A 23812-nucleotide genomic window follows, 5' to 3' on the forward strand; every position below is an offset into this window, starting at 1 on the left:
TAGGATTATAAGCCTGCACTTTTACAGCAATTTTGAAAGTGCTATAATTCCTTCTTCCATTTGTTGTTCGGTTAAAGAAGCATACCCCAATCTAAAACCCGAAATGGGGTTTCCATAACTGAATTTTTCAGGATCCATTAGTTTTATGCCTTTGCTTAGCAATTTTTCACAAACTGCTTTTGCATCAGTTTTAGCATTTGGAACCATCCAAAAAGCCAAACCGCCTTCTGGTTTTGTAAACGTAACTTTGCCCTTAAGGTGCTGATTGCAAAGTGTTTCAAACAAGTCTCTTTTTGCTTTATAAATAAGGTTTGTTTTTTTAAGATGCCTTTTGATTTTACCTTCATTTATAAGGTTCAAAATAGCTTCTTCCATAATATTATCGCCCTGAACATCAATCATTTTGCGGTGTTTGCCTACTTTTTGTACGATTTCGGCAGAACTCGCCAAATAGCCAATTCTTAATGCCGGAGCTACAATTTTGCTCAATGTACCAATGTAAATGAAGTTTTCGGCGTTGCTGTAACTGGAAATAGGTAAAATAGGGCGCTGGCCAAAGTGAAATTCGTTATCGTAATCATCTTCAATAATTGTAAAACCGTATTGATTAGAGAGTTCGATGAGTTTCAATCTTTTCTTTAAACTCATCGTAACCGTTGTTGGAAATTGATGATGCGGCGTTACATAAATAGCTTTTATGGTATTGTATTGCTGCAAATATGCTTCGACTTCGTCTACGTTTAGGCCGTCTGAATCAATATTTACGGGAAGCAAATTTGCTCCTGCATTTTCAAAAGCTTCCCAGGCAGGTTTATATCCGGGATTTTCAATCATCACATAATCACCATTTGTAAACAGAGAATGTGCCGCCAGATACATCGCCATCTGACTGCCGCGGGTAATGCAAATTTGATCCGGAGAAACATTCATGCCTCTTTTAAAATTTAGCATTTGCACTATGGCTTTTCTAAACTCAATATCACCAAGTTCGTTGCTGTAACCCATTATTTGCCAACGCGATTTTCTGTTGAAAATTTCTCTGTACGCACGAGCCAGATCATTCATAGGAGCGAGACGGGTGTCCGGAAGTCCGTCATCAAAAACAAGATGCGGTTTTGTTTCTTCAACAATTACAGTAGTTTTTTCCTGATTTTTTGTGTTTAAAATCACCTCGGGCAATATATCGGCGATAAAAGTTCCCTTTCGATCCATCGTAATTAACCAGCCTTCGGCAATTAAAACATCAAGTGCTTCGATTACTGTATTTCTGTTTACGTTTAATAAACCTGCAAGCTGTCTGCTTCCTGGTAAAGCGTTGCCACTGGTTAAGTTACCGGATTTAATGGCATTAATTATAGCATCGGCAATTTGCAGATAAAGTGCTTTATCTGATTTTTTATTCAATTGAATTTCAAATTCCCAAGGTCGTAACATCTGGACTATTTGTTTGTGTTTAAAAGTTGCAAAACTAATAGTCCAAATTTACATTTTTTATACCAATTCCAACAATTTTTCGGTAGTGATTACTTCTGCAAATTCGCCATTTAAACTAGCGAGAGAAGTTTGGTGAATCAATTCCGAATCGAATTTCTCCCCATTTATCCCAATTCGGTCAAAAGTGGCAGTTGCATCGGCGATAAGCAAATTGTCGTATCCGTAATTTCCGGCCATTCTGGTTGTTGTAGAAACGCAATGATTTGTGGTCAAGCCCACAATAACAAGGGTTGTGATTTTTTGATTATCGAGCCTTTCTTTTAAATCTGTTCCAATAAAAGCGCTATTGACGTTTTTTACGATCACGGGTTCACCGTCAATTGGTTTTGCTTCCTCTTTGATTTCAAATCCCGGATTTGAGGCATGAAGTTTTGAATTTGGATGTACAGAACTATGAACAATATGAAAAACAGGTAGTTGAAGTGACCTCCATTTTTCAAGGATTTGAGCAATTTTAGCTTCGGCATCTTTATTATTTCGGTTGCCGCCCCAGTAATCTTCGTCATTAAAACCTTTTTGAACATCAATTAAAATTAACGCGGCTTTTTTTTCTCTAAGTTTCATTTGTATTTTTTTTTAAGTGTTTGATTGTGTTTGTTTTAACACATAGAAACGTAGATTTTATGATTTTGAAAAAAAGTAAATCAAAAAGAAACTCGTTTCTTCACACATAGCTATGTGTTAAAACAATTACACCAAACATGTTATTTTTAATTGTTTGATACAAATGTACTTGTGAACTAATTACAAAAAAAGGACAAACAATAGTCGTTTTGAGACGAACTATTTGAAACTATAAAGGCAAACACAGATTTAACTAATTGACACTAATTAGTTTGTGAAATTAATTTAACAACTAAGTTAACCATTGAAATTTGTGCAAATTCGTGCAATTCGTGTTTTTTAAGACAGTATCATTTTAAGTGCAGTTGGCAAGGCATCAAGGTGTTCTTCCAGCACAGCTCTTAGTTGTTTTGAAGTTTTGTAGCCACATAAATGGGCAATATGTTCTATTTTATAATCTGAATTGGCCAGCAGACTTTTGGCTTTTTCAATTCGTAGTTTTGTGCGGTATTCGGCAATAGTAATTCCGGTTTCTTTTTTAAAAATGCGTGTTAAATTTCGCGGACTCACATATACCAAGTCGGCCAAGGAATCAATAGTTGATGTTTTTTCTAAGTTATAGATAATCCAATCCTGAATAGTATGAATTTTTTCGTCGCGATGGTTTCTGTTTTGCAAATAAACGCTTTCCTGTTCGTCAGTTCCGTTTCGTCGTTTATAAACAACAAGTTCTTTGGCAATTTTATTTGTAATGTCTTTTCCGTGCCTTTCTTCAATTAGAAATAGAGCCAAATCAATTCCGGTTACAATTCCGGCGCTGGTGTAAATGTTATCTGATTTGGTGAAAAGTGTGTTTTTTTGAGGCTTTAAAAGTGGAAAATCATTTTTGAGTTTCTCTAGAAGTTTCCAGTGTGTTGTACATTCTTTATGATCTAAAAGCCCTGATTTTGCCAATAAAAATGCTCCCGTACATACACTGCAAATCGTGGTTTGGTTAGCATTTGCTTTATGCAGCCAACTAAAAAACAAATGATCCTCCTGAAGTAAATCTATTTGTTGTGTGCTAAATCCCGAAATAATGACAATGTCATCTTTTTGCGGAGCAGTTTTAGAAAAATGAACTAAAGAAGAAAGTTCTAAACCTGAATTTGATTTTATAGAAGTTTCACTGCTAACAAACTTCAGTTCATAATCAAAACCAAGATTATTGGCTTCCTGAAAAACTTCGACAACACCGCTTAAATCAAGTAAAGAAATGTCTTTAGGGATATAAAAACAAACTGTAGATTTTGATTTTGTCATTTGAGAATGTGTACTTTATTTCAATTTTTCCTTAAAAAAATCAATTGTTCTTGTCCATGATAGAGTAGCGGCAGCTTCATCATATCTTGGAGTTGTGTTATTATGAAAACCATGATTTACGTTGGGATAAAAATAAGCCGTATTTTCGACTTTATTTTTATTGAGAACTTCCTGAAACGCAGGCCAGCCTTCGTTTACACGTGTATCTAAACCAGCGTAATGTAATAATAATGGTGTTTTGATTTTTTCAGCTTCTTCTTTTGTTGGCTGTCCGCCATAATAAGGAATCGCGGCTTTTAAAGTTGGTATTTTTACCGCCAGCATATTCGAAATCCATCCACCAAAGCAAAATCCTACTACACCAACAGAGCCGTTGCAGTCTTTATGTGATTTGAGATATTCATATGCGGCAATAAAATCTTCGAGCATTTCTTCGCGGGTTCGTTTCTTTTGCAATTCACGTCCGTCGTCGTCGTTACCGGGATAACCGCCTAATGGCGATAATGCATCGGGAGCAATGGTTATGAATCCTTCTATAGCGGCTCTTCTTCCAACATCTTCGATATAAGGATTTAAACCGCGATTTTCGTGAACAACAATTATTCCGGGTAATTTCTTTTTGGTATCTGATGGCTGAGACAAAAGCCCTTTAATGCTTCCACCGCCTTTTGGAGAATCATAATTGATGTAACCGCTTTTTATTCTGGGATCTGTGGGTTGAATTAAAATACTGTCGATATAATTGGGCGTCATAAAACTCAAAAGCGAAGGCAATGTAACAGCTCCAACCGCAAAAATGGAAAGTTTTTTTACAAACTGTCTTCGGTTGATTTTATTATGCGCATAATCGTCATATAAATCAAATACTTCCTGACTGATATCTTCTTTGGTTAATTTTTCCATGACTTTAATTTTGAAACTAATTTAAGAAATAAACTGCTTTATAATTCTTATTGTTTCAAATAAAGCATAAGAATCTTAAATTTTATTCGCCAGTAATTCTTTTAATAATGTACTGACACTTACAGATGCACATGCAATACCTTCATCGGCAGCGCCATAATAGATATAAAGTTCGTCATCAATTAAAACAGTTCCGGTTGGGAAACAAACGTAGTTTACATATCCTTTTAGTTCCCAGGGCTGATCGGGAATAAATAGGGGAAAAGGCAAACGTGCAATTTCTTTTGTAGGGTTATCAAGGTCTAAAAGTGCAGCACAAGCCACGTACATGTAGCCGTTTACGGTATCATGAACGCCGTGATAAATTAAAAGCCAGCCATGTTCGGTTTCTATTGGCGGTGCGCCGTTTCCTAAATAGCTTAATTCGTGGGTAAATTTTGGATCTAAAACAATATGATTTTTAAAATCGAGCATATATTCTCTCCAAAATTCGGGAGTTAATTCATCAAGAGTATTTACAGCAGCCATTTGAATTCCGGGACGAATGCGGTGTAAAAAGTGCAATTTTCCGTTTATTCTTCGTGGAAAAAATACCACGTTTTTATCCCAGACATAAGCGCTTCCGGTACTTGGCTGAAAATATTTAATATTTAAATCCTGTTGATTTTTGATAAGTGACCGAAGTTCATCACCGCTCATTTGTGGAACTATAATACCATGTTTCTCAAAAGTTTTTAAATCTTTGGAAGTGGCAACGCAGCCAAAAGCATTTGCGCCGTCATAACCGCAATAGGAAAGATAATAAAGATCATCAATTTTCACAATCCTCGGATCTTCAACGCCGTATTGTTCATTTGGCATTTCGGGAACAATTACAGGATGGTCGTATCTTTCTTCGATAGTAAGAGGATCAGAAAGCCGGCAATAGCCTATTGTAGAATGATTTCCTAAAGCAACAGCTCTGTAAAAAATATGAATTTTTCCGTCGACAGCAATAACAGCGGGATTTAAAACTCCTTCAACTTCAAAATCTAATGCTGTTTTTGTAATAATTAATCCGTGTTTGCGTATCATAATCTCTTATTTTGGAATCTAAAATTACCGAAATTTAATGAGCTTAGATTTACATAAAATTTTAAAATTGTTTCATAATTAGAAGAAAGGTTTGCCACGAATTACACTAATTTACACGAAAAAACTTTACGCAAAAAAATAAAAAATTAATGAAAATTAGTGTAATGCGTGGCCAAATTTTTTCACTTTAAATGTTTGGGTTCCTGAATTTCGCCATTGCCAAAAGACCAGTTTTCTAATCCGTTATTTTCTAAAAGAACGATAATTATATTGTTAATGGTAATTTCAGTTTCGGAGGAAATTGTAGTAGCAATTTTATGGTATAATTTCCTTTTCTGTTCTAATGTTCTTCCTTGTCCTGCAATGATTTGAACGTAGATTATATTTTCAGAATGTGAAATGCCAAGATAACTTTCAGGATATTTTATTTGTTGTGTTTCGAGTTCTTCAATAACATGAAAATAATCATCTTTTGGAATATGAAATTCTGCTATTAATGACTGATGAACTGATTGTGAGATTTTATTTTTTGTTTCCTGCGAAAGCTTTTTAGGAAGACTGATACGTACAAATGGCATTTTTTTATTTTTTTCCCAAAGATAAAGGCTCTTTTGCGAACAGCATAAATTTTAAAAGAAATATTAATCTTTTTTTGCCACGAATTGCACGAATTTGCACGAATGAAAAATTAAACTTTGGGTAAAATCAAAAAGATAATTAGTGAAAATTAGTGTAATTCGTGGCAAACTTTTACAAACTCTTAAGTTTCTTCATAAATACAGGAAACACGTCATTTAATTCTTCAAACAACGGATTTTTGCGATGTTTCAGTTTGATTTCACTAAACAATTTCAAACCAAGTGCAAATTGTGTGGCTTCAGAATCATTTTCGAATATATTTTTATCTTTTATTCTTTCAATAATACTAAATATTTCGTCGTGATTTGTAAACTCTATTCCAAGTTCTTTTGCCGGTTCAGTTTGACCGTCTGCATATTCTTTCAGGCTTAGTGTAAGATAATATTTGTTTGCTCTTTTTTCCATAACATTTAATCTATTTAATCCATTTATCGACAATTGCCTTAAAGGTTTCTTTGTATTGTTCGCCAACAGTTATTTCGGCTTTATCGATAAATATTGAGTTTTTACTGATGGCGCTTATTTTTTCGAGAGACACAATATAGGAACGATGTACTCTCATAAATTTTGATGATGGTAATTTTTCTTCCAGTGCTTTTAAGGAAATCAGTGAAAGGATGGCTTTTTGAGAATCGTCAAAATGTACCTTTACGTAATCTTTTAAACTTTCGATATAGGTTATATCTTTAAGGGAAATTCGTACCCATTGGTATTCGACTTTCAAAAAGATAAATTCGTCATCTGCCGTAATAGGCTGATATTGATTTGAAGATTCTTCTGTTATTTGCAATACTTTATTGGCAGCACGCAAAAATTCCTCGTAGCTAAAAGGTTTTAAAAGATAATCTATGGCATTTACACGATAACCTTCAATAGCATAATGATTGTAAGCTGTTGTAAAAACAATTTTTGGGACTGCTCCAGGTTGTTCCTGCAAAAGTCTGGCAAGCTCCATTCCCGTTAAATTAGGCATATTAATATCCAAAAAAACAAGATCGGGCTGCTTCTCCCGAATTAAAGTCAGGGCTTCAACGGCATTATCACAACTCGCTGTTAACTCTAAAAAAGGTGTTTGTTCAATAAAGGTCTGCACCAATTTTAATGCGAGAGGTTCATCATCGACTGCTATACATTTTAATATTGTCATTATTCTAAAGTTATTTGCAGTTTTACATTATACATGCCGTTTTTGGCTATTCCGGCGGTTAGTGAATGCCTGTGCGGGTAAATTAAATGAAGTCTGCGTTTTGTATTTGTTAAACCGATACCTCCTTCATTTGTTGTGGCAGATTTTTCAAAATACGTGTTTTCGACTTCAAATTCAAGATTGCTGCCATTTTGCCTAAGTGAAATATGTATTTCACTTTTGTCAGTAGCATGAATTCCATGTTTAAAAGCATTCTCTACTAAAGGTAGTAATAACATTGGAACAATTGGATAATCCTGTATTTTTTCCGGAATATCTGTTGTAATCGTTAATTTGCTGTTGGCACGAAGTTTCATCAAAGCAATAAAATCCCTCATAAATTCAGCTTCTTTCAACAAAGTCGTAGTTTCTTCTGTACTATAAAGTAAATAGCGCATCATTCTGCTTAAAGTATGCAGCGCATTTCTAGAATCTTCGATATCAGTATAAGTAAGGGAATAAATACTGTTGAGCGAATTGAAAAAAAAGTGAGGATTTATCTGTGCTTTCAACATTGCCAGTTCGGCCATTGTTTTATCCTGTTCCAGTTTTTGCTTGTGTTGCGCGGCTTTCTGCCAATACTGTAACATCGATAAACTTGTACTGATGCCTAAAACCATTAAAGTCAGCATAAAAGCATAATTATCAAAATAAGGATTTCTATTTTTTTTAAAACCCAAAACAAGACTCACTTTTGCATGAAGATCTGTTTGCGAAGTATAAAAATAGGCGATAAGCTGCATGGCTACAATTGCGAGAAAAGCCCAGATTAAAAACAGAGAAGTATTGTCTTTTATAATAGTTTTTGGAACGATGATTTTAGCATTAGAATAAAATATGATAATCAGCAAAAAGAGTACAATAATCTGCCAAAGCCAAAAAACAGAAGGCAGAATTACATTCCAGGTTAAAGGAATGTAAAACAACATTAGAAATCCCAATAACAACCAGCCGAGAAGGTGTAATCCTGCAAATAAATAGGGTCTAAAGATGTTTGTCCACATTATATTTTCTTTTTTTAAGGGCAATATTACATTTTATTTGAATGCAATTTTAAAGCAATCGCTATAGAGAGATTTACAGCCTTTAAAAACGATATTAGAGCCGACGAATTTTAAAATTAAACACTCGTTTAATTTAAATAAAAATCCATCGGTTCTAAGGTTATCTCTATCGATTGTGCGTCGCTCTTCGTCTATTCGAAAATTTTTACGTAACTTAATTCATTTATTTTGTTAGCGTAATTATAGAAATCACATTATATCCAATGAATAAGCAATCACTTTTAAGCATTTTCGCAGCATCTGTTATTATCGTCTCGTGTGGTAAAAAAGATGACAAAGCAGCTCAGGCCGCTGCTGCAGGACAAGTTAAAGAATATAAAACACTGGTAATACAGCCAGAATCAGCAACTTTAAATACTGATTATCCGGCAAGTATACAGGGACAGCAGAATATAGAAATTCGTCCTAGAGTAGAAGGTTACATTGACAAGATTTATGTTGATGAAGGTGCGGTTGTAAGAGCAGGACAGCCTTTGTTTAAAATCAGCGCTCCGGAATATGAGCAGGAAGTTCGTACCGCAACAGCAAGCATTAAAAGTGCTCAGGCAGCGGTAAGTTCAGCAAAATTGGCTGTAAATAAAGTAAAACCGCTTGTTGAGAAAGAAATCATTAGTAAATACGAACTGGAAACAGCTCAGTATAATTATGATTCTGCTTTGGCAACTTTGGCTCAGGCCAATGCAAGCCTGGTAAATGCCAGAACTAATTTGGGCTATACTACGGTTACAAGCCCTGTTAATGGTGTTGTAGGTTCAATTCCGTTTCGTTTAGGAAGTTTAGTAAGCTCAAATAATACAGAACCGTTAACGACAGTTTCCAGTATCGGAAACGTTTATGCCTATTTTGCAATGAACGAAAAAGTACTTTTAAGTTTTAGTGAAGGTTCCGGAACATTGGCACAAAAAATCAAACAATTACCACAGGTTTCTTTACTACTATCTGATGGATCAATTTACGGAGAAAAAGGAAAAATTGAAACCGTAAACGGATTAATTAATACAGAAACTGGTTCTGTAAATATCAGAGCTCGTTTTCCAAATCCAAGAGGAATCATCAGAAGCGGAAGCAGCGCAACAGTTAGAATTCCGACTCAGGTAAAAGAGGGATTAATTATTCCGCAAAGCGCTACGTTTGAACTTCAGGATAAAATTTTCGCAGTAACAGTTGGAAAAGACGGTAAAACCAAAAACGCAAATATTACGATTTTAGAAAATAAAGCCGGAAACTATTATGTGGTAACAAGCGGTTTAAAAGCCGGAGATCAGATTGTTTTAGAAGGAGTTGCCTCTTTAAAAGAAGGAACTGAGATTAAAACTCAAAATCAGAATGCTGAAACTGTTTACGCAGACTTAAAATAAAAATACATGTTTAAAATATTCATTCAAAGACCTGTACTCTCGACAGTAATATCTGTTATTATTGTCATTCTAGGTGTTTTAGGGCTTATAGAGCTTCCTATTTCCCAATATCCTGATATTGCTCCGCCAACGGTAAACGTTTCGGCAAGTTATACAGGAGCTAACGCAGATGTGGTACTAAAAAGTATCGTAATTCCGCTGGAAGAGCAAATTAATGGTGTAGAAAACATGACTTACATGACTTCTACAGCAACAAATGATGGTAATGCGTCTATAAAAATATTCTTTAAAGTAGGAACAAATCCCGATTTGGCTGCGGTAAACGTGCAAAACAGGGTTTCAAGAGCCACAAGTTTATTACCTGTAGAGGTAACTCAGGCCGGTGTAACAGTTACAAAAAGCCAGAGTAGTAACTTGTTGATATTCTCGCTATATAGCGATGATAAAGCTTACGACCAGACTTTTCTTCAAAATTATGCTAAGATTAATCTTGTTCCTCAAATTCAGCGTGTCGTTGGGGTAGGAGATGTAACCGTTTTTGGTGCCAAAGATTACTCCATGAGAATTTGGCTAAAACCGGATATCATGCAACAATACAAACTGATTCCCAGTGATATTTCGGCTGCTTTGGCAGAACAAAATATCGAAGCTGCGCCGGGTAAATTTGGTGAAAATGGAAACCAGGCTTTTCAATACGTAATTAAATATAAAGGACGTTTAACAAGCGCTCAGGAATTTGGAGATATCGTTATAAAATCTGTTGGAAACGGACAGGTTTTACGATTGAAAGATGTAGCAAAAGTAGAATTAGGATCTTTGAGCTATTCTTCAACAATTAAAACAAACGGTGTAGAATCTGCAGCGATGGCAATTAGCCAAACACCTGGTTCTAATGCCCGTGACGTAATTAACAACTCTAAAAAACTGATTGAAGAGGCAGCAAAAAATTTCCCAAAAGGAGTAAAATATACGCTTCTTGTGGATGTTAACGAAAATCTGGATGCTTCTATCGAAAAAGTAATTCATACTTTGATTGAAGCTTTTATTCTGGTTTTCATTGTAGTTTTTATCTTCCTTCAGGATTTCAGATCTACATTAATCCCGGCAATTGCGGTTCCGGTTGCGATTGTTGGAACATTTTTCTTCCTGAATTTATTTGGATTTACCATTAACTTATTGACGCTTTTTGCGATGGTTCTTGCCATTGGTATTGTGGTCGATGATGCGATTGTGGTCGTCGAGGCGGTGCATGCCAAACTCGATCACGGTTATAAATCGGCTAAGAAAGCTACAATCGATGCGATGGACGAAATTTCGGGAGCAATTATTTCGATTACATTAGTAATGGCGGCCGTATTTATACCGGTTACCTTTATTACAGGATCTACGGGAGTTTTCTACAAACAATTTGGTATTACGTTAGCCGTTGCAATTATTCTTTCGGCGATTAACGCCTTAACATTAAGTCCGGCTTTATGTGCTTTATTATTGAAACCACATGCAGACGATCACAAGCATAAAAGTTTTATTCAGCGTTTTTATACCGCGTTTAACGTTGCATTTGATAATGTAACAGAGCGATACAAACGTTCGGTAAGTTTTCTTTCTGTTAAAAAATGGATTGTATTGGCTTCGATTTTAATTGCCGGTGCAGCTTTATTTTATATGATGAAAACCACACCGTCTGCTTTCGTTCCGGCGGAAGATCAGGGAACTGTTTTTGCCAATATTAGTTTACCGCCATCAGCTTCGATGGAACGTTCTGATGTAATTGCCAAAAGAGTCGATAGTATTGCTAAGACCATTCCGGGAGTTAAAAATACACTTCGTATTGTGGGGCAAAACTTTACAGCCGGAGCAGGTAGTGCTTATAGTATGGTTATTGTAAAACTGGAAACCTGGGACAAACGTGAATTAAGTGTTAATGACGTAATTGGTCAGCTTTTTGCCAAAACGAGCGGTATTCGCGAAGCTAATATATTCTTCATTTCACCGCCAACCATTCAGGGATTTGGACAAAGTGGTGGATTCGAATTCCAATTACAGGATAAAGGAGGGCATACAACGGCCGAATTCTATAAAGTAAATGTTGATTTTCTGGAGAAATTATCAAAACGTCCTGAAATACAATATGCTACAACGCCATTTAATCCTGGTTTCCCTCAATATATGATGGATATAAATTTGGCAAAAGCCAAAGATGCAGGAGTTCCAATCAATACGATTTTGTCTACAATGCAAGGGTATTATGGAGGTTTGTACGCTTCGAATTTCAATAAATTCGGGAAACAATACCGTGTCATGATTCAGGCATCACCAGAATTTAGAACTAATACAGAAGGACTAAATAAAATTTTTGTTAGAAACGCTTCAGGAAACATGGCGCCAATTACAGAGTTTGTAAAAATGACAAGGGTTTTTGGTCCGGAATCTATTTCAAGATTTAACTTGTTTACTTCTATTTCTATTACAGGAGCGCCAAATCCGGGCTTTAGTTCAGGAGATGCCATTAAAGCGATTCAGGAAGTAGCGGCCGAAAATTTACCTGCAGGTTATGGATATGAATTTTCAGGTTTAACGCGTGAAGAGTTAGCATCAGGAAGTGAAACTATTTTCATCTTTATATTATGTCTTGTATTTGTTTACTTTTTGTTAAGTGCTCAGTACGAGAGTTATATTTTGCCTTTTGCTGTATTGTTCTCCATTCCGTTTGGATTGGCCGGAGCTTATTTGTTCTCGATTATATTCAAATTAAACAGTAATATTTATTTGCAGATTTCCTTAATCATGTTGATTGGATTGCTGGCAAAGAACGGTATCTTGATTGTCGAATTTGCTTTGGATAGAAGAAGAAAAGGATTGCCAATTGTTCAGGCTGCTATAGAAGGAGCTGTAGCGCGTTTACGACCAATTTTAATGACCTCTTTTGCTTTTATTTTAGGACTTGTGCCTTTAATGTTTGCTTCAGGAGCCGGAGCTGTTGGTAACAAATCGATTGGTACGGGAGCAGTTGGAGGTATGTTAATCGGAACCATTTTGGGAGTATTCGTAATTCCGGTATTGTTTATCGTTTTCCAGACTTTACAGGAAAAAGTGAGCGGACCTGCAAAAGATGGTTACGATGAAGATGATGATGAAGAAGTTCAATTGATAGAAGCTCATAAAGAGTAGTAATTTAAAAGACAAAAAATGACTCATAGTTCAAATAAATATATTTTAATGGTAATCGCAGCCACGCTTTTAAGTGCCTGTGTTACCAAAAAATACGAACGTCCCACGACACTTTCTACAGATAAGCTGTTTCGTGATCAGGCTGCAGCCGATTCTACAAATCTGGCGAATATGCCTTGGCAAAGTGTTTTTAAAGATGCAAAATTGAGTGCCTTAATTCAGAAAGGTCTGGATCAGAACCTGAATTTGAAAAATGCAATTGAAAATATTGTTCAGGCTCGTGCCAGTTTACGCCAAAGCAAATTGGCTTATTATCCAAATTTAAATCTGGATGCCAATGTAACACGCACCAAACAATCAGAAGCAGGACTTAACTTTCCGGCAGGAATCAATATTAATACTTTAACGACAACCTATAAATTAGGTTTAAGTACGTCGTGGGAAGCAGATATCTGGGGAAAATTGAGCAGTACTAAAAGAGCAGCTTTGGCCACTTATCTTGCGACAGATGCTGCAAAACAAGCGGTTCAAACCCAATTGATTGCTGATATTGCCAACAATTATTTTTTATTGTTGTCTTATGATAAATCTCTTGAAATTACACAGCAAACTTTAGAAGCCCGTGTTAAAAATGTAGAAACGATCAAAGCCTTAAAAGAAGGTGCAATTGTTACAGGGGCTGCAGTGGTACAAAGTGAAGCCAATCGTTATGCTGCCGAAGTATTGATTCCGGACATTAAACAAAGCATTCGTGAAACCGAAAACGCTTTGAATATTTTATTAGGACAAGCTCCGGGACCAATCGAAAGAGGCGTTTTAGGAGAACAGCAAACTCCTGATAATCTGGCGATAGGTTTACCATCTCAGTTATTGCAAAATCGTCCTGATGTTCGTCAGGCAGAGTTTAATTTCAGAGTTGCTTTTGAAAATACAAATTTAGCCAGAACCTATTTTTATCCAAGTTTGACGCTTACAGCTAGCGGTGGTTTTTCGAATTTAGAGTTGAAAAACTTCTTCGATAATTCTATTTTTTATTCGATAATTGGAGGATTAACACAGCCACTTTTTAATCAGGGTTTAAACAAAGCGAGATTAACAACGGCGCAATCGCAACAATTACAAGCCTTAAATAGTTTTCAGCAAAGTCTTTTGATTGCCGGACAGGAAGTGTCGAATGCGATGTATTCGTACCAAATGGCTGTTGAAAAAGAAGATTCGAGAGAAAAACAAATTGAATCTTTAGTAAAAGCAGTTGATTTTACACAACAGCTTTTAGAGTACAGTTCAGCAACAAATTATACTGATGTTTTAACATCAGAACAAAATCTTTTATCGGCACAATTGAACGGTATAAATGATAATTTGCAAAAGCTGCAGGCTTTGGTTGATTTGTATCGCGCTTTAGGCGGTGGATGGAAATAAAGTTCTTAAAAATATTGAGTTGAAGATTGAAATTTGATAAATAGTATCGGTTAAAAAGCGGTGTTCGTCGATTGGTTTAGAGGTTCTGTATAATGAGTTCGATAAACCTGAAAAATGGCATTACTTTCGCTTTATTCAAATCAAATTTAAACTTAACAACTAAAAAAAATGAAAAAATTAGGACTTGCTCTAATGCTTTTAATGAGTGTTTTTGCACATGCACAAGTATCAATAAACGTAAATATTGGTACACCGCCAAGCTGGGGACCTGAAGGAAATGATGAAAGCAGATATTACTATTTGCCGGATATTGATATCTATTATGATGTTGCTCAAAGCCAATATATTTATGAAAATAGCGGTAAATGGGTTCGTGATAAAAGATTGCCTTCAAGATACAGAAATTATGATCTTTACGATGGTTACAAAGTAGTTTTGAATGATTACAAAGGAGATTCTCCTTATTCATATCATAAAAAACACGTTACCAATTATCCAAAAGGCTATAAAGGAAAACCTCAGAAAACCAGAGGAAACAAACCTGACAGCAAGCAGAAACCGAATAAGGATAATGCAAAAAAGGATAATACAAAAAAGGGTAATTCAAAAAACTCAAAAGGAAATAATTCCGATAAAAATAAGGATCATGGCCACGATGATCGCCACTAATTAAAAAACATGACTTGAAAAACGCCTCAGAAATGAGGCGTTTTTTTGTTTGGTATCTGAGTCATCTTTGTCAAAGTTTTAAACTTTGACAAAGATTGGCGGTTATTTTGTAAAATATTATATTCGTACTCTTCAAATGAGTTATAAAATCAGAAGAAAGTAAATTTAAAAAATGGAGAATATCACAGTAATCATCATGTTGTTATTCGGGGTTGCATTCCTGAGTCTTTTAAGTAAAAGGTATAATTTCCCGGTTCCTATTGTATTGGTTCTTTGTGGTGTTACAATTAGTATCATTCCCGGGCTTCCGGTTATTGCATTAAATCCCGAAGTCGTTTTTATTATATTCTTACCGCCGCTTTTGTATCATGCAGCATGGTATACAAGCTGGTCTGAGTTTAAACAAACCATTCGCCCTATAACACTTGCCGCAGTTGGGTTGGTTCTTTTTACAACAGTTTCTGTTGCAGTAGCCGTGCATTATCTTATTGATGATATTTCCTGGCCGTTGGCTTTTTTATTGGGTGCGATTGTTTCACCTCCCGATGCTGTTTCGGCGACAGCCATAACAAAAGGACTAGGCTTGCATCCACGCCTTATTGCGATCTTAGAAGGCGAAAGTTTGCTGAATGATGCAAGCGGACTTGTAGCTTACAAATATGCACTTGCAGCTATTACAGCGGGTAATTTTGTGCTTTGGCAGGCAGGATTAAATTTCTTTATCATGTCGACATTAGGAATCGCCATTGGTTTAGTTGTAGGGTATGCGATGAGTATCATTCATAAAAGGTTTGTGTGTGACGATGTTATCGAGGCTACATTAACACTTTTAACGCCTTTTGCTTCTTATTTAATAGCAGAACATTTTGAATGTTCGGGAGTTTTGGCCGTTGTAACTACCGGTTTGTTTCTTTCGGCCAGATCAGGAACTATTTTCACACACGAAAGCCGTATTATGACCAATACAATCTGGAGCGTGCTTACGAATATTCTAAACGGATTAATCTTCATTTTAATCGGACTTCAATTACGTCAGATTATTTCGGGAATTGGCGATTATTCTGGTCTGTCATTGTTTATTTGGGGAGCTTCTGTGAGTGCTGTGGTTATTTTAGTCCGTTTTTTATGGGTAGTTCCGGCAACATTGGTTCCAAGGTTTCTCAGTAAAAAAATCAGGCAAAAAGAAGAATTCGATTATCGCAATATGATTATTTTCGGTTGGTCCGGAATGCGTGGCGTTGTATCCATGGCGGCTGCATTGGCACTTCCGTTAACAATTAATAATGATAGTGAAGTATTTCCATTACGAAACCTTATTATTTATCTGGTTTTTTGTGTAATACTTTCGACTTTGGTAATTCAGGGATTGACACTTCCGTGGGTAATTAAAAAATTAAAAATTGAGCGTTATTCTATTTTAGCTGAAGAATATGAAATTCGAAATAGTATTGTTTCTCAAACTATTACACATATCGAAGATAATTTTTCTTTATTGAATGATGATTTGCTTCATAATATCAAGAGTAAATACGAAGTAAAATTCAATCGACTGCAAAAAACAGAACTTCCGGCGAATTTCTTCGGAAAAGGAAATGTAATGGGAGGGCAGATCTTCAATGATTTTACCAAATTACAAATCGATTTGCTGAATGTAGAACGTGCAAAACTGGAAACAATGCATAAATCAGGTTCTGTAAACGAGGAAATTTTCAGGAAAATAGAAAAAGAACTTGATTTGGAAGAAACGCGTTTGTGGATGGAAATGTATGAGGAATAGCGTTTTAGATTTAGCTGTAAAATTAGACAAGTTTTATGCTAATTAGCGATAAAAATAATTCGTGTAGATTCGTGAAATTCGTGGCGTATTTAACCGCCAAGTTCGCCAAGTTTTCTATTCACTACAATATTTTACCACAGAGTGGAAGAGGAAAAAACACAAAGTTCGCAAAGCTTTTTCAATATGTAGCTTTGCGAACTTTGCTTTCTTTATAAGATAAAACTTTGCGTTCTTTGCGTAAAACCTTTGCGCTCTTTGCGGTAAAAAAGACTTTATCCCTTACGAACCAAAGGAATAACTTTTGTTCCAATGAATTCTATGGCGCTCATTAATTGATTGTGCGTAAGTCCCGCGTTATCCATTTGAAAGGTAAATCTCGAAATACCTCCAAGCGATTCGCTATGAGTTAAAATTTTCTCGGCAACACGTTCCGGACTTCCCACAACTAAAACGCCTTTATCGTCAATTAAGCCATCAAATTTATCTTTTGTTACAGGTGGCCAGCCGCGTTCCAGTCCTAATTTTGTCCAAAGTTCGGCATAACCCGGATAATATTCTTCAATTGCTTTTTCGGTAGATCCCGAAACATAACCCGGAGAATGCAAACCTACTTTTAATTCTTCCGGTTTATAACCTGCTGCTTTTCCGGCTTCGCGATATAAATCGATCAACGGACGAAAACGATACGTTTGTCCGCCAATAACTGCCACCATTAAAGGCAAACCAAGCGATCCCGCACGTACAAAAGATTCGGGAGTTCCGCCAACGCCAAGCCATATTGGTAATTTTTCCTGTAAGGCTCTTGGGTAAACAGGCAGGTTGTTTATTGCAGGACGGAATTTTCCTGACCAGCTTACAAATTCATTGTCGCGAATTTGTAATAACAACTCTAATTTTTCTTTAAAAAGAGCATCATAATCATTTAGATTAAATCCGAAAAGGGGATAAGCTTCAATAGAAGATCCGCGGCCTACGACGATTTCGGCTCTTCCTTTTGAAACTAAATCTAAAGTAGCAAATTCCTGATAAACCCTAACCGGATCTGCAGCGCTTAAAACACTTACAGCACTTGCCAATCGTATGTTTTTTGTTCGCGCAGCCGCCGCACTCAATATTACAGCTGTAGCCGAATCTAAAAATTCTTTTTTATGATGTTCTCCAATTCCAAAAACATCAAGGCCCACCTGATCGGCAAGCTCAATTCTTTGAAGCAATTGCTCCATAGCATCAACACTACTAAGCGTATTATTGTCGCCATACATTGCCGAAGCAAAACTGTCTATTCCTATTTCTATCATTTAGTAAAGATATTAAATTCTCTTTTAAACACGAATTTCACTAATTAACACAAATTTAAATTAGTGAAAATTAGTGAAATTTGTGTTTTATAAATGCTACTGTTTCACAATATGAATAGCTTTACTGCTTTCATTATTTTTAATGAAATAGACTCCCGAAGCCTGATCAGAGATGTTAATCAGATTTCCTTTTCCTTCCTGAATTTTAGCTCCAGAAGAGGAATAAATTTTCCATTCCATTTCCTTTGAGAGATGATAAACTCCTGTTGAAGGATTCGGGAAAACGATTACTTTTTTTGAATCTTCTGATGGGAAATCAACATCAAGAGTACAACTATGAACCATATAAGTAATCTCTTTTTTGTTATTTCCTGCTGTATTAGTCACGGTTAAAGAAACGGTTTTGTCGCCTTCTGTGCCATATAATACAGTATGTGGACCAACACCTGTTGCGGTTGTTGGTGTTGCATTTTCGCCAAAATTCCAGAGATAAGTATCAACTGTGCCAATCGAAACAGAGGTAAAAGTAACCGCAGTATTGATACATCCCATTGATTGATTAACTTCAAAATCAGCAACCGGAGTTGTTGCATTTCCTGATAATGAAAATTCCATTTTGTTGACATTGACATCGGCTTCGTCAAACCAAAGCGTGATCACATGAACGCCCTGAGTTAACGGAATATTTGGTATTGTTACCGTTTGCCATGCCTGAAAACCGGTTGTATTAGGAACCGCAAATTGACCGGAAACATTTACGCCGTCAACTTCAATATGAAGTGCTTTATTATTGTATGGCGTTGCAACTCTTAGTTTTACGTCATAATTTCCGGTTGTGTTTACTTTTGCTGTATATTTAAGCCATTCGTTTTTAGCTACATACGAAATATTAAATCCGCCTTCGTTACAAACTTCGGTTCCTACGCCGTCTCCTGCTCTGTAAGCCATGTCTCCACCGCCATTACTGTCAAAAAAAGCAGAAGGTCCAATATCATAGTTTTCAGCTTCAATAAGTCCTGGAATTTGTGCAATTAATCCTTGGTATGGTGCAGAAGGAAGCGCTGTTGCTGTATAAAATGCGGTATAAGTTATGGTTCCCGTTACTGGTGCCTGAAAAGTCTGGTTTACAGTTCCGCCCTGGCTCCAATGATCAAAATCATATCTAATATTACCAACATATTGTGGAGTTGGCGCATTAAGGGTTTGTAGTTTTGCATTGGCCACAACTTGTTTGGTCGAAGGTGCAGTAACCGGTTTTTGATTGAATTCTAAATTAAGTAATGCTGGAGAACTTGTTACGGTAACATCAACCAAATTGGGTTTTATGTCAACAAATTTTGTTGCTGTTAAGCCGTTGCTGTCGGTTACTTTTACGGTAAACCTGTACCAAACGTTTGGTGTTTTTTCACCTTGATTAGATGCCACAAAAGTTCCTGATTTCACCCCTTGCGGGCTTGCACCGGGATGTGAATGTCCGGCTCCGGGAATATCTTCGTGAAAAAGATCCATACTCCATGAAAAAGCACTGGCAGGCAATACGCCATCTTCTATATCGGTTGCTGTAGCTTCAAAATTAACAACATCATCAGCATTCCATTTTAGGGTGGCTAACGGAAATTTAAGATCTACGGTTGGTGTATTACTAAACGGTGTTACCGTAAGTGTTGCCGGATTACTCGTTACGTTTCCTGCAGTATTAGTTACAATAACTTTGTATTGTCCTGTATTTGCATTGGTTACATTTGTAATCGTATAACTGGCAGCCGTTGCTCCGTTGATATTTACATTATTAAATTGCCATTGATACGTTTGTCCCACGCCGCTTGCCGTAACATTAAAAGTTACAGGATACGTTTCCATTATGGTTTGCGATTGCGGATGATTGACAATTGTTGGTGCTGCCGTTTCGATATAATCCAGTTTGATTAAAGAACCGTTATTTCCGTAAGCGCAGTAATAAATATAACCGTCGTTGCCTAACATCATTCCAAGTGCCTGCTGTTGCGGAGCTTCATAAAATTCGGTAGAAACAGGATCTTCAACATTGGGATCAAAAGACCGAATGGCATTTCGAACAAAATCCTTAATGATAAATTTGCCTGCAAGATTAGGATAACGCGGCGTTGTTGGGTTGTATAAAAGTCCGTTTGTTAATGCATTTCCAATAGTTCCGGTTCCGTAAGTAAATATGGGATTGGTAAACAAATTCGTTTCCGTTTGTTTTCCGTCACCACCCTGAGGATGGCCCCAGGCATAATTGCGAATCGTTGGATTGCTGATTTCGTTGATTTCTTCCCATGAAGTTCCAACATCCAAAACAAATAATTTATTGGCTGCTACATTTGGAACCAATCGCCATGGATTTCTAAAACCATACACCCAGATGCTTTGTCTTTGTATAGAACCGCTACCGTAAAAAGGATTTCCGGGTGCTGGCAATCCGTTTTCTGTCAAACGTAAAATTTTTCCTTTATAAGTATCTAAATCCTGCGAGTTTGTATTTTGCTGACTATCACCAACAGTTACATACAAAAAACCGTTAAAGAATTTTAAATCTCCACCGTTGTGAAATCCGCCGCCAATAGGTTCCAGCAATAAAATTTCCTGTCTTCCTAAAACCTGATTGGCTGCATTGATTTGTATTCTTTCAATTCGGTGTCTGATTACACCTGCGTCATCAATAGAATAAAAAACATAAACATAACCGTTTGTAGCAAAATCAGGATGAAGTGTAAGTCCAAGAAGTCCTTGTTCAGCATCTGTAACAGTAGTAACAGTAAAAACGGTTGAAACAGCATTGTTTTGAAAAACCTTGACGATTCCTGCTCTTTCAGCGATAAAAATTCGTCCGTCTGAAGATTGTTCTAATGACAAACCTTCTTTAATAACCGCCGTAGGAGCAAGGGTTTCTGTAATGTACTGGCAATTTGCCTGCCATGAAATCAGTAAAAAGAAAGCATAAATGAATAGCGGCTTCAATTTTTTCATCTGATTTAATCTAAGATGTAAATTTTTTTTCATAAGTTATTTTTAGTAGATTGTGGTAAAGGGGCAATCAAAATTAACATTTTTTTTACTACTAAACTTATTTTTTGTTTGATAAAGTATTTAGCTTGTGAATAGATGTAAAAGGCTAATAAATAATGGTTTATCCTTAAATAATTGCAAAATTTATTATTTATTTTTAAGATTTTTAATAAATTTGATGTAAGAATTTCTATCCAATAACCATTATGGAAAAATTAAAACGCCCGGTTTATCTAAAACCTGGTACTGATGATTTTTTTAAAATGCTGCAACGAGAAGTGAGAGAAACAGTTTTGAAAAATTCATTTTTGTACCGATTGAATATCATTAAGTCTATTGGACTTTTAGTACTCTTTTTTTTATTTTATACCTGTATTCTGTTATTCGGTAAAAGCACACCTTTACTTTATAGCTTTTATATTTTGTGCGGTATAAACATGATTGTACTTTTTATCAATGCATTTCATGATGCGGCGCACGGAGCACTATTTAAAAAGCCAAAACATAACGAATGGTTTACTTACGCGTTAGAACTTTTTGGCAGTAATCATTGGCTTTGGATACGTCGCCATGTTGGTCTTCATCATGCGTATCCTAACGTTCCCGATTGGGATATTGATATTAAGCAAAGTGATATCATCAGGATTTTCCCCAACAGTCCGCTGTTCAATTACCATAAATATCAGCATATTTATATGTGGTTTATTTATCCGTTGTATAGCCTAAATTGGATTTATATTCGCGATTTTAAGGACTTTTTTGGAAAGAAAGACAATTATGTAAAGAAAGTAGTGGATCAAATTCCGAAAAAAGAAATCTATAAGTTATTCGCAGCAAAAGTATTCAATCTTATCTATTTGCTTTTTATTCCGATGCTGGTTTTAAATCAGCCTTGGTACGTTGTTTTAGGCGCCTGGTTTGCCATGCATTTATGCGGAAGCATGCTGGGAGTTGTAGCACTCGTATCTACACATGTTGACGAAGACGCCCATTTTCCCGTAACAGATGATGAAGGAAATCTATCTGCGAGCTGGGCCTTGCATCAAATGATTGTAACTAAGGATTTTAGTACAGATAGTAAATTGGCTAACTTTTTATACGGCGGGTTCACGCATCATGTTGCACATCATCTTTTTCCGGGAGTTGGTCATACGTATTATCCTTATATTACGCCAATTATAAGGCGTTACGCTCAGGAATATGATCTTCCTTATACTTCTTATCCTTTTTACCATGCGGTGCGTTCTCACTTTAGAATGCTAAAAAACAAAGGTGTAAAAGAAAATATTTTGATGACGGGAGAAATATAAGCTCAAATTATAAAGACAATTGTTTACATTCTTCTTCCAGAATTCCAAAAACAAGTGTCGGCGGTTTTTTCCATTTTTTAATAGTTTCATCTTTGAGTAAAGGATATTGCGAACTAAAACCACCAATATCTCCCGAAGCTAAACCAATAATGATCGTATTAATTTGGTGATGCCTAAGCACGTACGAACACATAATACAAGGTTCGTGTGTCGTGTACATAATGCAATCTGAAAGATCCGGAGTTTGAAGCAGCTTTCTGGCATTTCGAACAGCTTCAATTTCTGAATGAAAAGTAATGTCCTTAAATGTTTTTCCGCCTTCAATTCCTTCACCAACAATTTCACCATTTAGCACCAAAACAGAACCAACCGGACTGTCGCCATTAAGTTTGGCCACTTTTGCAAGTTCAATGCATTTGTTCATGTAATATTCATGATTTTGATTTTTTCTTGGCTGCATACTACAAATTTAACCTAATATTCTAAACCTCACACACATTTTATCAATAAAATTTGTTTTTATGTAGTTAACTACGTAGTTTTGTATTGTAAAAAAAATAAAAGATATGAAACCGTTAATTATTCCCATCCAAAATGAATATTCAGAAGCTGCTATAGATTTAATATTAAACATTCAGCAGAAAGAATTTAATGTTCCTATTACCATACAAGACCAGCCGGATTTATTAAATATAAAAGATTTTTATCATGCCGGAGGCGGAGGTTTTTGGGGCGCTTTTGTAAATGATGAATTGGTAGGAACTATTGCTTTAATAAAGTTTAATGAAAAAGAAGCAGCCATTAGAAAAATGTTTGTAAAGAAAGAGTATCGCGGAAAAGAATTCTCGATTGCCCAAAAATTATTAGATACTTTAATTCAATATGCTAAAGAAAACGAAATTGATGACATATATTTGGGAACCATTTCTAAACTAGAAGCGGCTTTGCGTTTTTATGAGCGAAATCATTTTGTAGCCATCGAACAGGAATTGCTTCCGGAGAAATTTCCGTTAATGAAACCAGACCATGTTTTCCGTCATTTACCTTTAAAATAAGAAGAATGAATATAATAGATGAATCAGGAATTTTAGCCCTTTCAACGCGATTGCAGCGCTTGAGCGAGCAATTGCGTAAAGACGGAGCTTTGCTTTATAAAGAATACGGAATTGACTTTGAGCCGAAATGGTTTCCTGTAATCTATACATTATATCATAAAGAAGTTTTGAGCGTGGTTGAAATTGCCAACGAAATTGGTTACACACATCCTTCAACCATCAGTTTATTGAAAGAATTGGAAAAACAAAAACTCATTAAATCTAAAAAAGACAAAATCGACGAACGCAAAAGATTGCTTCAGTTAACTCCAAAAGGGCAGGAGCTTATCGAAAAAATGAAACCCGTCTGGTCTGTCATGACAAGCGTTTTAAGTGATATTGCTGATAACCAAAACAACTTACTTCAGGCTATTAACGAAGCCGAAAACAAGATAGTGCATCAGAGTTTTTTGCAGCGGGCTTTGCAATTGAAGAGTGAGAAGGCACAATAAACTATTTT

General features: G+C 35.9%; 20 protein-coding genes. 8 read left to right on the forward strand and 12 right to left on the reverse strand.

Going from position 1 to position 23812, the window contains the following annotated elements:
- Positions 1 to 21: 21 nt before the first annotated feature.
- The 9 genes from pdxR to BUE22_RS04405 form a co-directional block, all read right to left on the reverse strand.
- Complete coding sequence (gene pdxR, locus BUE22_RS04365) at positions 22 to 1434, reverse strand: MocR-like pyridoxine biosynthesis transcription factor PdxR (protein ID WP_073393872.1); 1413 nt, start codon at positions 1432 to 1434, stop codon at positions 22 to 24.
- Between the two features lie 57 nt (positions 1435 to 1491).
- The gene (locus tag BUE22_RS04370) at positions 1492 to 2058 is read right to left on the reverse strand and encodes a cysteine hydrolase family protein (protein ID WP_073393873.1); all 567 of its coding nucleotides are present in this window, start codon (positions 2056 to 2058) and stop codon (positions 1492 to 1494) included.
- A 339-nt stretch (positions 2059 to 2397) separates the two neighbouring features.
- Positions 2398 to 3360: a GlxA family transcriptional regulator gene (locus BUE22_RS04375; RefSeq protein ID WP_073393874.1), complete on the reverse strand. Its 963-nt coding sequence runs from the start codon at positions 3358 to 3360 to the stop codon at positions 2398 to 2400.
- Positions 3361 to 3375: 15 nt separating this feature from the next.
- A complete protein-coding gene (locus BUE22_RS04380; protein WP_073393875.1) occupies positions 3376 to 4263 on the reverse strand; it encodes a dienelactone hydrolase family protein in 888 nt (295 codons plus the stop codon).
- Between the two features lie 75 nt (positions 4264 to 4338).
- Positions 4339 to 5337 (reverse strand): glycoside hydrolase family 130 protein, encoded by a 999-nt coding sequence (locus BUE22_RS04385; RefSeq protein ID WP_073393876.1) that lies wholly within the window; start codon positions 5335 to 5337, stop codon positions 4339 to 4341.
- 182 nt (positions 5338 to 5519) lie between these two features.
- A complete protein-coding gene (locus BUE22_RS04390; protein ID WP_073393877.1) occupies positions 5520 to 5915 on the reverse strand; it encodes a tautomerase family protein in 396 nt (131 codons plus the stop codon).
- A gap of 172 nt (positions 5916 to 6087) precedes the next feature.
- On the reverse strand, positions 6088 to 6381 hold the full coding sequence (locus tag BUE22_RS04395) for a DUF3861 domain-containing protein (RefSeq protein WP_042564521.1): 294 nt from the start codon (positions 6379 to 6381) through the stop codon (positions 6088 to 6090).
- Positions 6382 to 6391: 10 nt separating this feature from the next.
- Entirely contained in the window at positions 6392 to 7123 is a 732-nt protein-coding gene (locus BUE22_RS04400) for a LytR/AlgR family response regulator transcription factor (RefSeq protein ID WP_073393878.1), read from the reverse strand.
- Positions 7123 to 8166 carry a sensor histidine kinase gene (locus tag BUE22_RS04405; RefSeq protein WP_073393879.1) on the reverse strand — a complete coding sequence of 348 codons (1044 nt, stop codon included), beginning with the start codon at positions 8164 to 8166 and terminating at the stop codon, positions 7123 to 7125. Before BUE22_RS04405 ends, BUE22_RS04400 begins: the two co-directional genes overlap by 1 nt.
- Positions 8167 to 8429: 263 nt before the next feature.
- Between BUE22_RS04405 and BUE22_RS04410 the strand changes: the two genes are divergently transcribed.
- The 5 genes from BUE22_RS04410 to BUE22_RS04430 all read left to right on the forward strand — a co-directional run bounded on the left by BUE22_RS04410 (position 8430) and on the right by BUE22_RS04430 (position 16623).
- Positions 8430 to 9584 carry an efflux RND transporter periplasmic adaptor subunit gene (locus tag BUE22_RS04410; protein ID WP_073393880.1) on the forward strand — a complete coding sequence of 385 codons (1155 nt, stop codon included), beginning with the start codon at positions 8430 to 8432 and terminating at the stop codon, positions 9582 to 9584.
- A gap of 6 nt (positions 9585 to 9590) precedes the next feature.
- Complete coding sequence (locus tag BUE22_RS04415) at positions 9591 to 12755, forward strand: efflux RND transporter permease subunit (protein ID WP_073393881.1); 3165 nt, start codon at positions 9591 to 9593, stop codon at positions 12753 to 12755.
- Positions 12756 to 12773: 18 nt separating this feature from the next.
- Positions 12774 to 14177: an efflux transporter outer membrane subunit gene (locus tag BUE22_RS04420; RefSeq protein ID WP_073393882.1), complete on the forward strand. Its 1404-nt coding sequence runs from the start codon at positions 12774 to 12776 to the stop codon at positions 14175 to 14177.
- A 168-nt stretch (positions 14178 to 14345) separates the two neighbouring features.
- Positions 14346 to 14846 carry a hypothetical protein gene (locus tag BUE22_RS04425; RefSeq protein WP_073393883.1) on the forward strand — a complete coding sequence of 167 codons (501 nt, stop codon included), beginning with the start codon at positions 14346 to 14348 and terminating at the stop codon, positions 14844 to 14846.
- A 172-nt stretch (positions 14847 to 15018) separates the two neighbouring features.
- The gene (locus BUE22_RS04430; protein WP_073393884.1) at positions 15019 to 16623 is read left to right on the forward strand and encodes a Na+/H+ antiporter; all 1605 of its coding nucleotides are present in this window, start codon (positions 15019 to 15021) and stop codon (positions 16621 to 16623) included.
- Positions 16624 to 16895: 272 nt separating this feature from the next.
- Here the strand turns inward: BUE22_RS04430 and BUE22_RS04435 are convergent, their stop codons facing one another.
- Both BUE22_RS04435 and BUE22_RS04440 read right to left on the reverse strand, forming a co-directional pair.
- Positions 16896 to 17918 carry an LLM class flavin-dependent oxidoreductase gene (locus tag BUE22_RS04435; RefSeq protein WP_042564609.1) on the reverse strand — a complete coding sequence of 341 codons (1023 nt, stop codon included), beginning with the start codon at positions 17916 to 17918 and terminating at the stop codon, positions 16896 to 16898.
- Between the two features lie 99 nt (positions 17919 to 18017).
- Positions 18018 to 20942, reverse strand: coding sequence for a PQQ-dependent sugar dehydrogenase (locus tag BUE22_RS04440; protein ID WP_073393885.1), 2925 nt, complete (start codon positions 20940 to 20942; stop codon positions 18018 to 18020).
- 212 nt (positions 20943 to 21154) lie between these two features.
- On the opposite strand from BUE22_RS04440, the gene BUE22_RS04445 reads away from it, so the two are divergent.
- Positions 21155 to 22258, forward strand: a complete 1104-nt coding sequence (locus BUE22_RS04445; RefSeq protein WP_073393886.1) for a fatty acid desaturase family protein — start codon at positions 21155 to 21157, stop codon at positions 22256 to 22258.
- A 7-nt stretch (positions 22259 to 22265) separates the two neighbouring features.
- Here the strand turns inward: BUE22_RS04445 and BUE22_RS04450 are convergent, their stop codons facing one another.
- Positions 22266 to 22718: a nucleoside deaminase gene (locus BUE22_RS04450; protein WP_073393887.1), complete on the reverse strand. Its 453-nt coding sequence runs from the start codon at positions 22716 to 22718 to the stop codon at positions 22266 to 22268.
- Positions 22719 to 22824: 106 nt separating this feature from the next.
- Between BUE22_RS04450 and BUE22_RS04455 the strand changes: the two genes are divergently transcribed.
- Both BUE22_RS04455 and BUE22_RS04460 read left to right on the forward strand, forming a co-directional pair.
- Entirely contained in the window at positions 22825 to 23313 is a 489-nt protein-coding gene (locus BUE22_RS04455) for a GNAT family N-acetyltransferase (RefSeq protein ID WP_073393888.1), read from the forward strand.
- A 5-nt stretch (positions 23314 to 23318) separates the two neighbouring features.
- Positions 23319 to 23804, forward strand: a complete 486-nt coding sequence (locus BUE22_RS04460) for a MarR family winged helix-turn-helix transcriptional regulator (RefSeq protein ID WP_073393889.1) — start codon at positions 23319 to 23321, stop codon at positions 23802 to 23804.
- Positions 23805 to 23812 lie beyond the last annotated feature (8 nt).

This window comes from Flavobacterium pectinovorum (assembly GCF_900142715.1).
Taxonomy (GTDB): domain Bacteria; phylum Bacteroidota; class Bacteroidia; order Flavobacteriales; family Flavobacteriaceae; genus Flavobacterium; species Flavobacterium pectinovorum.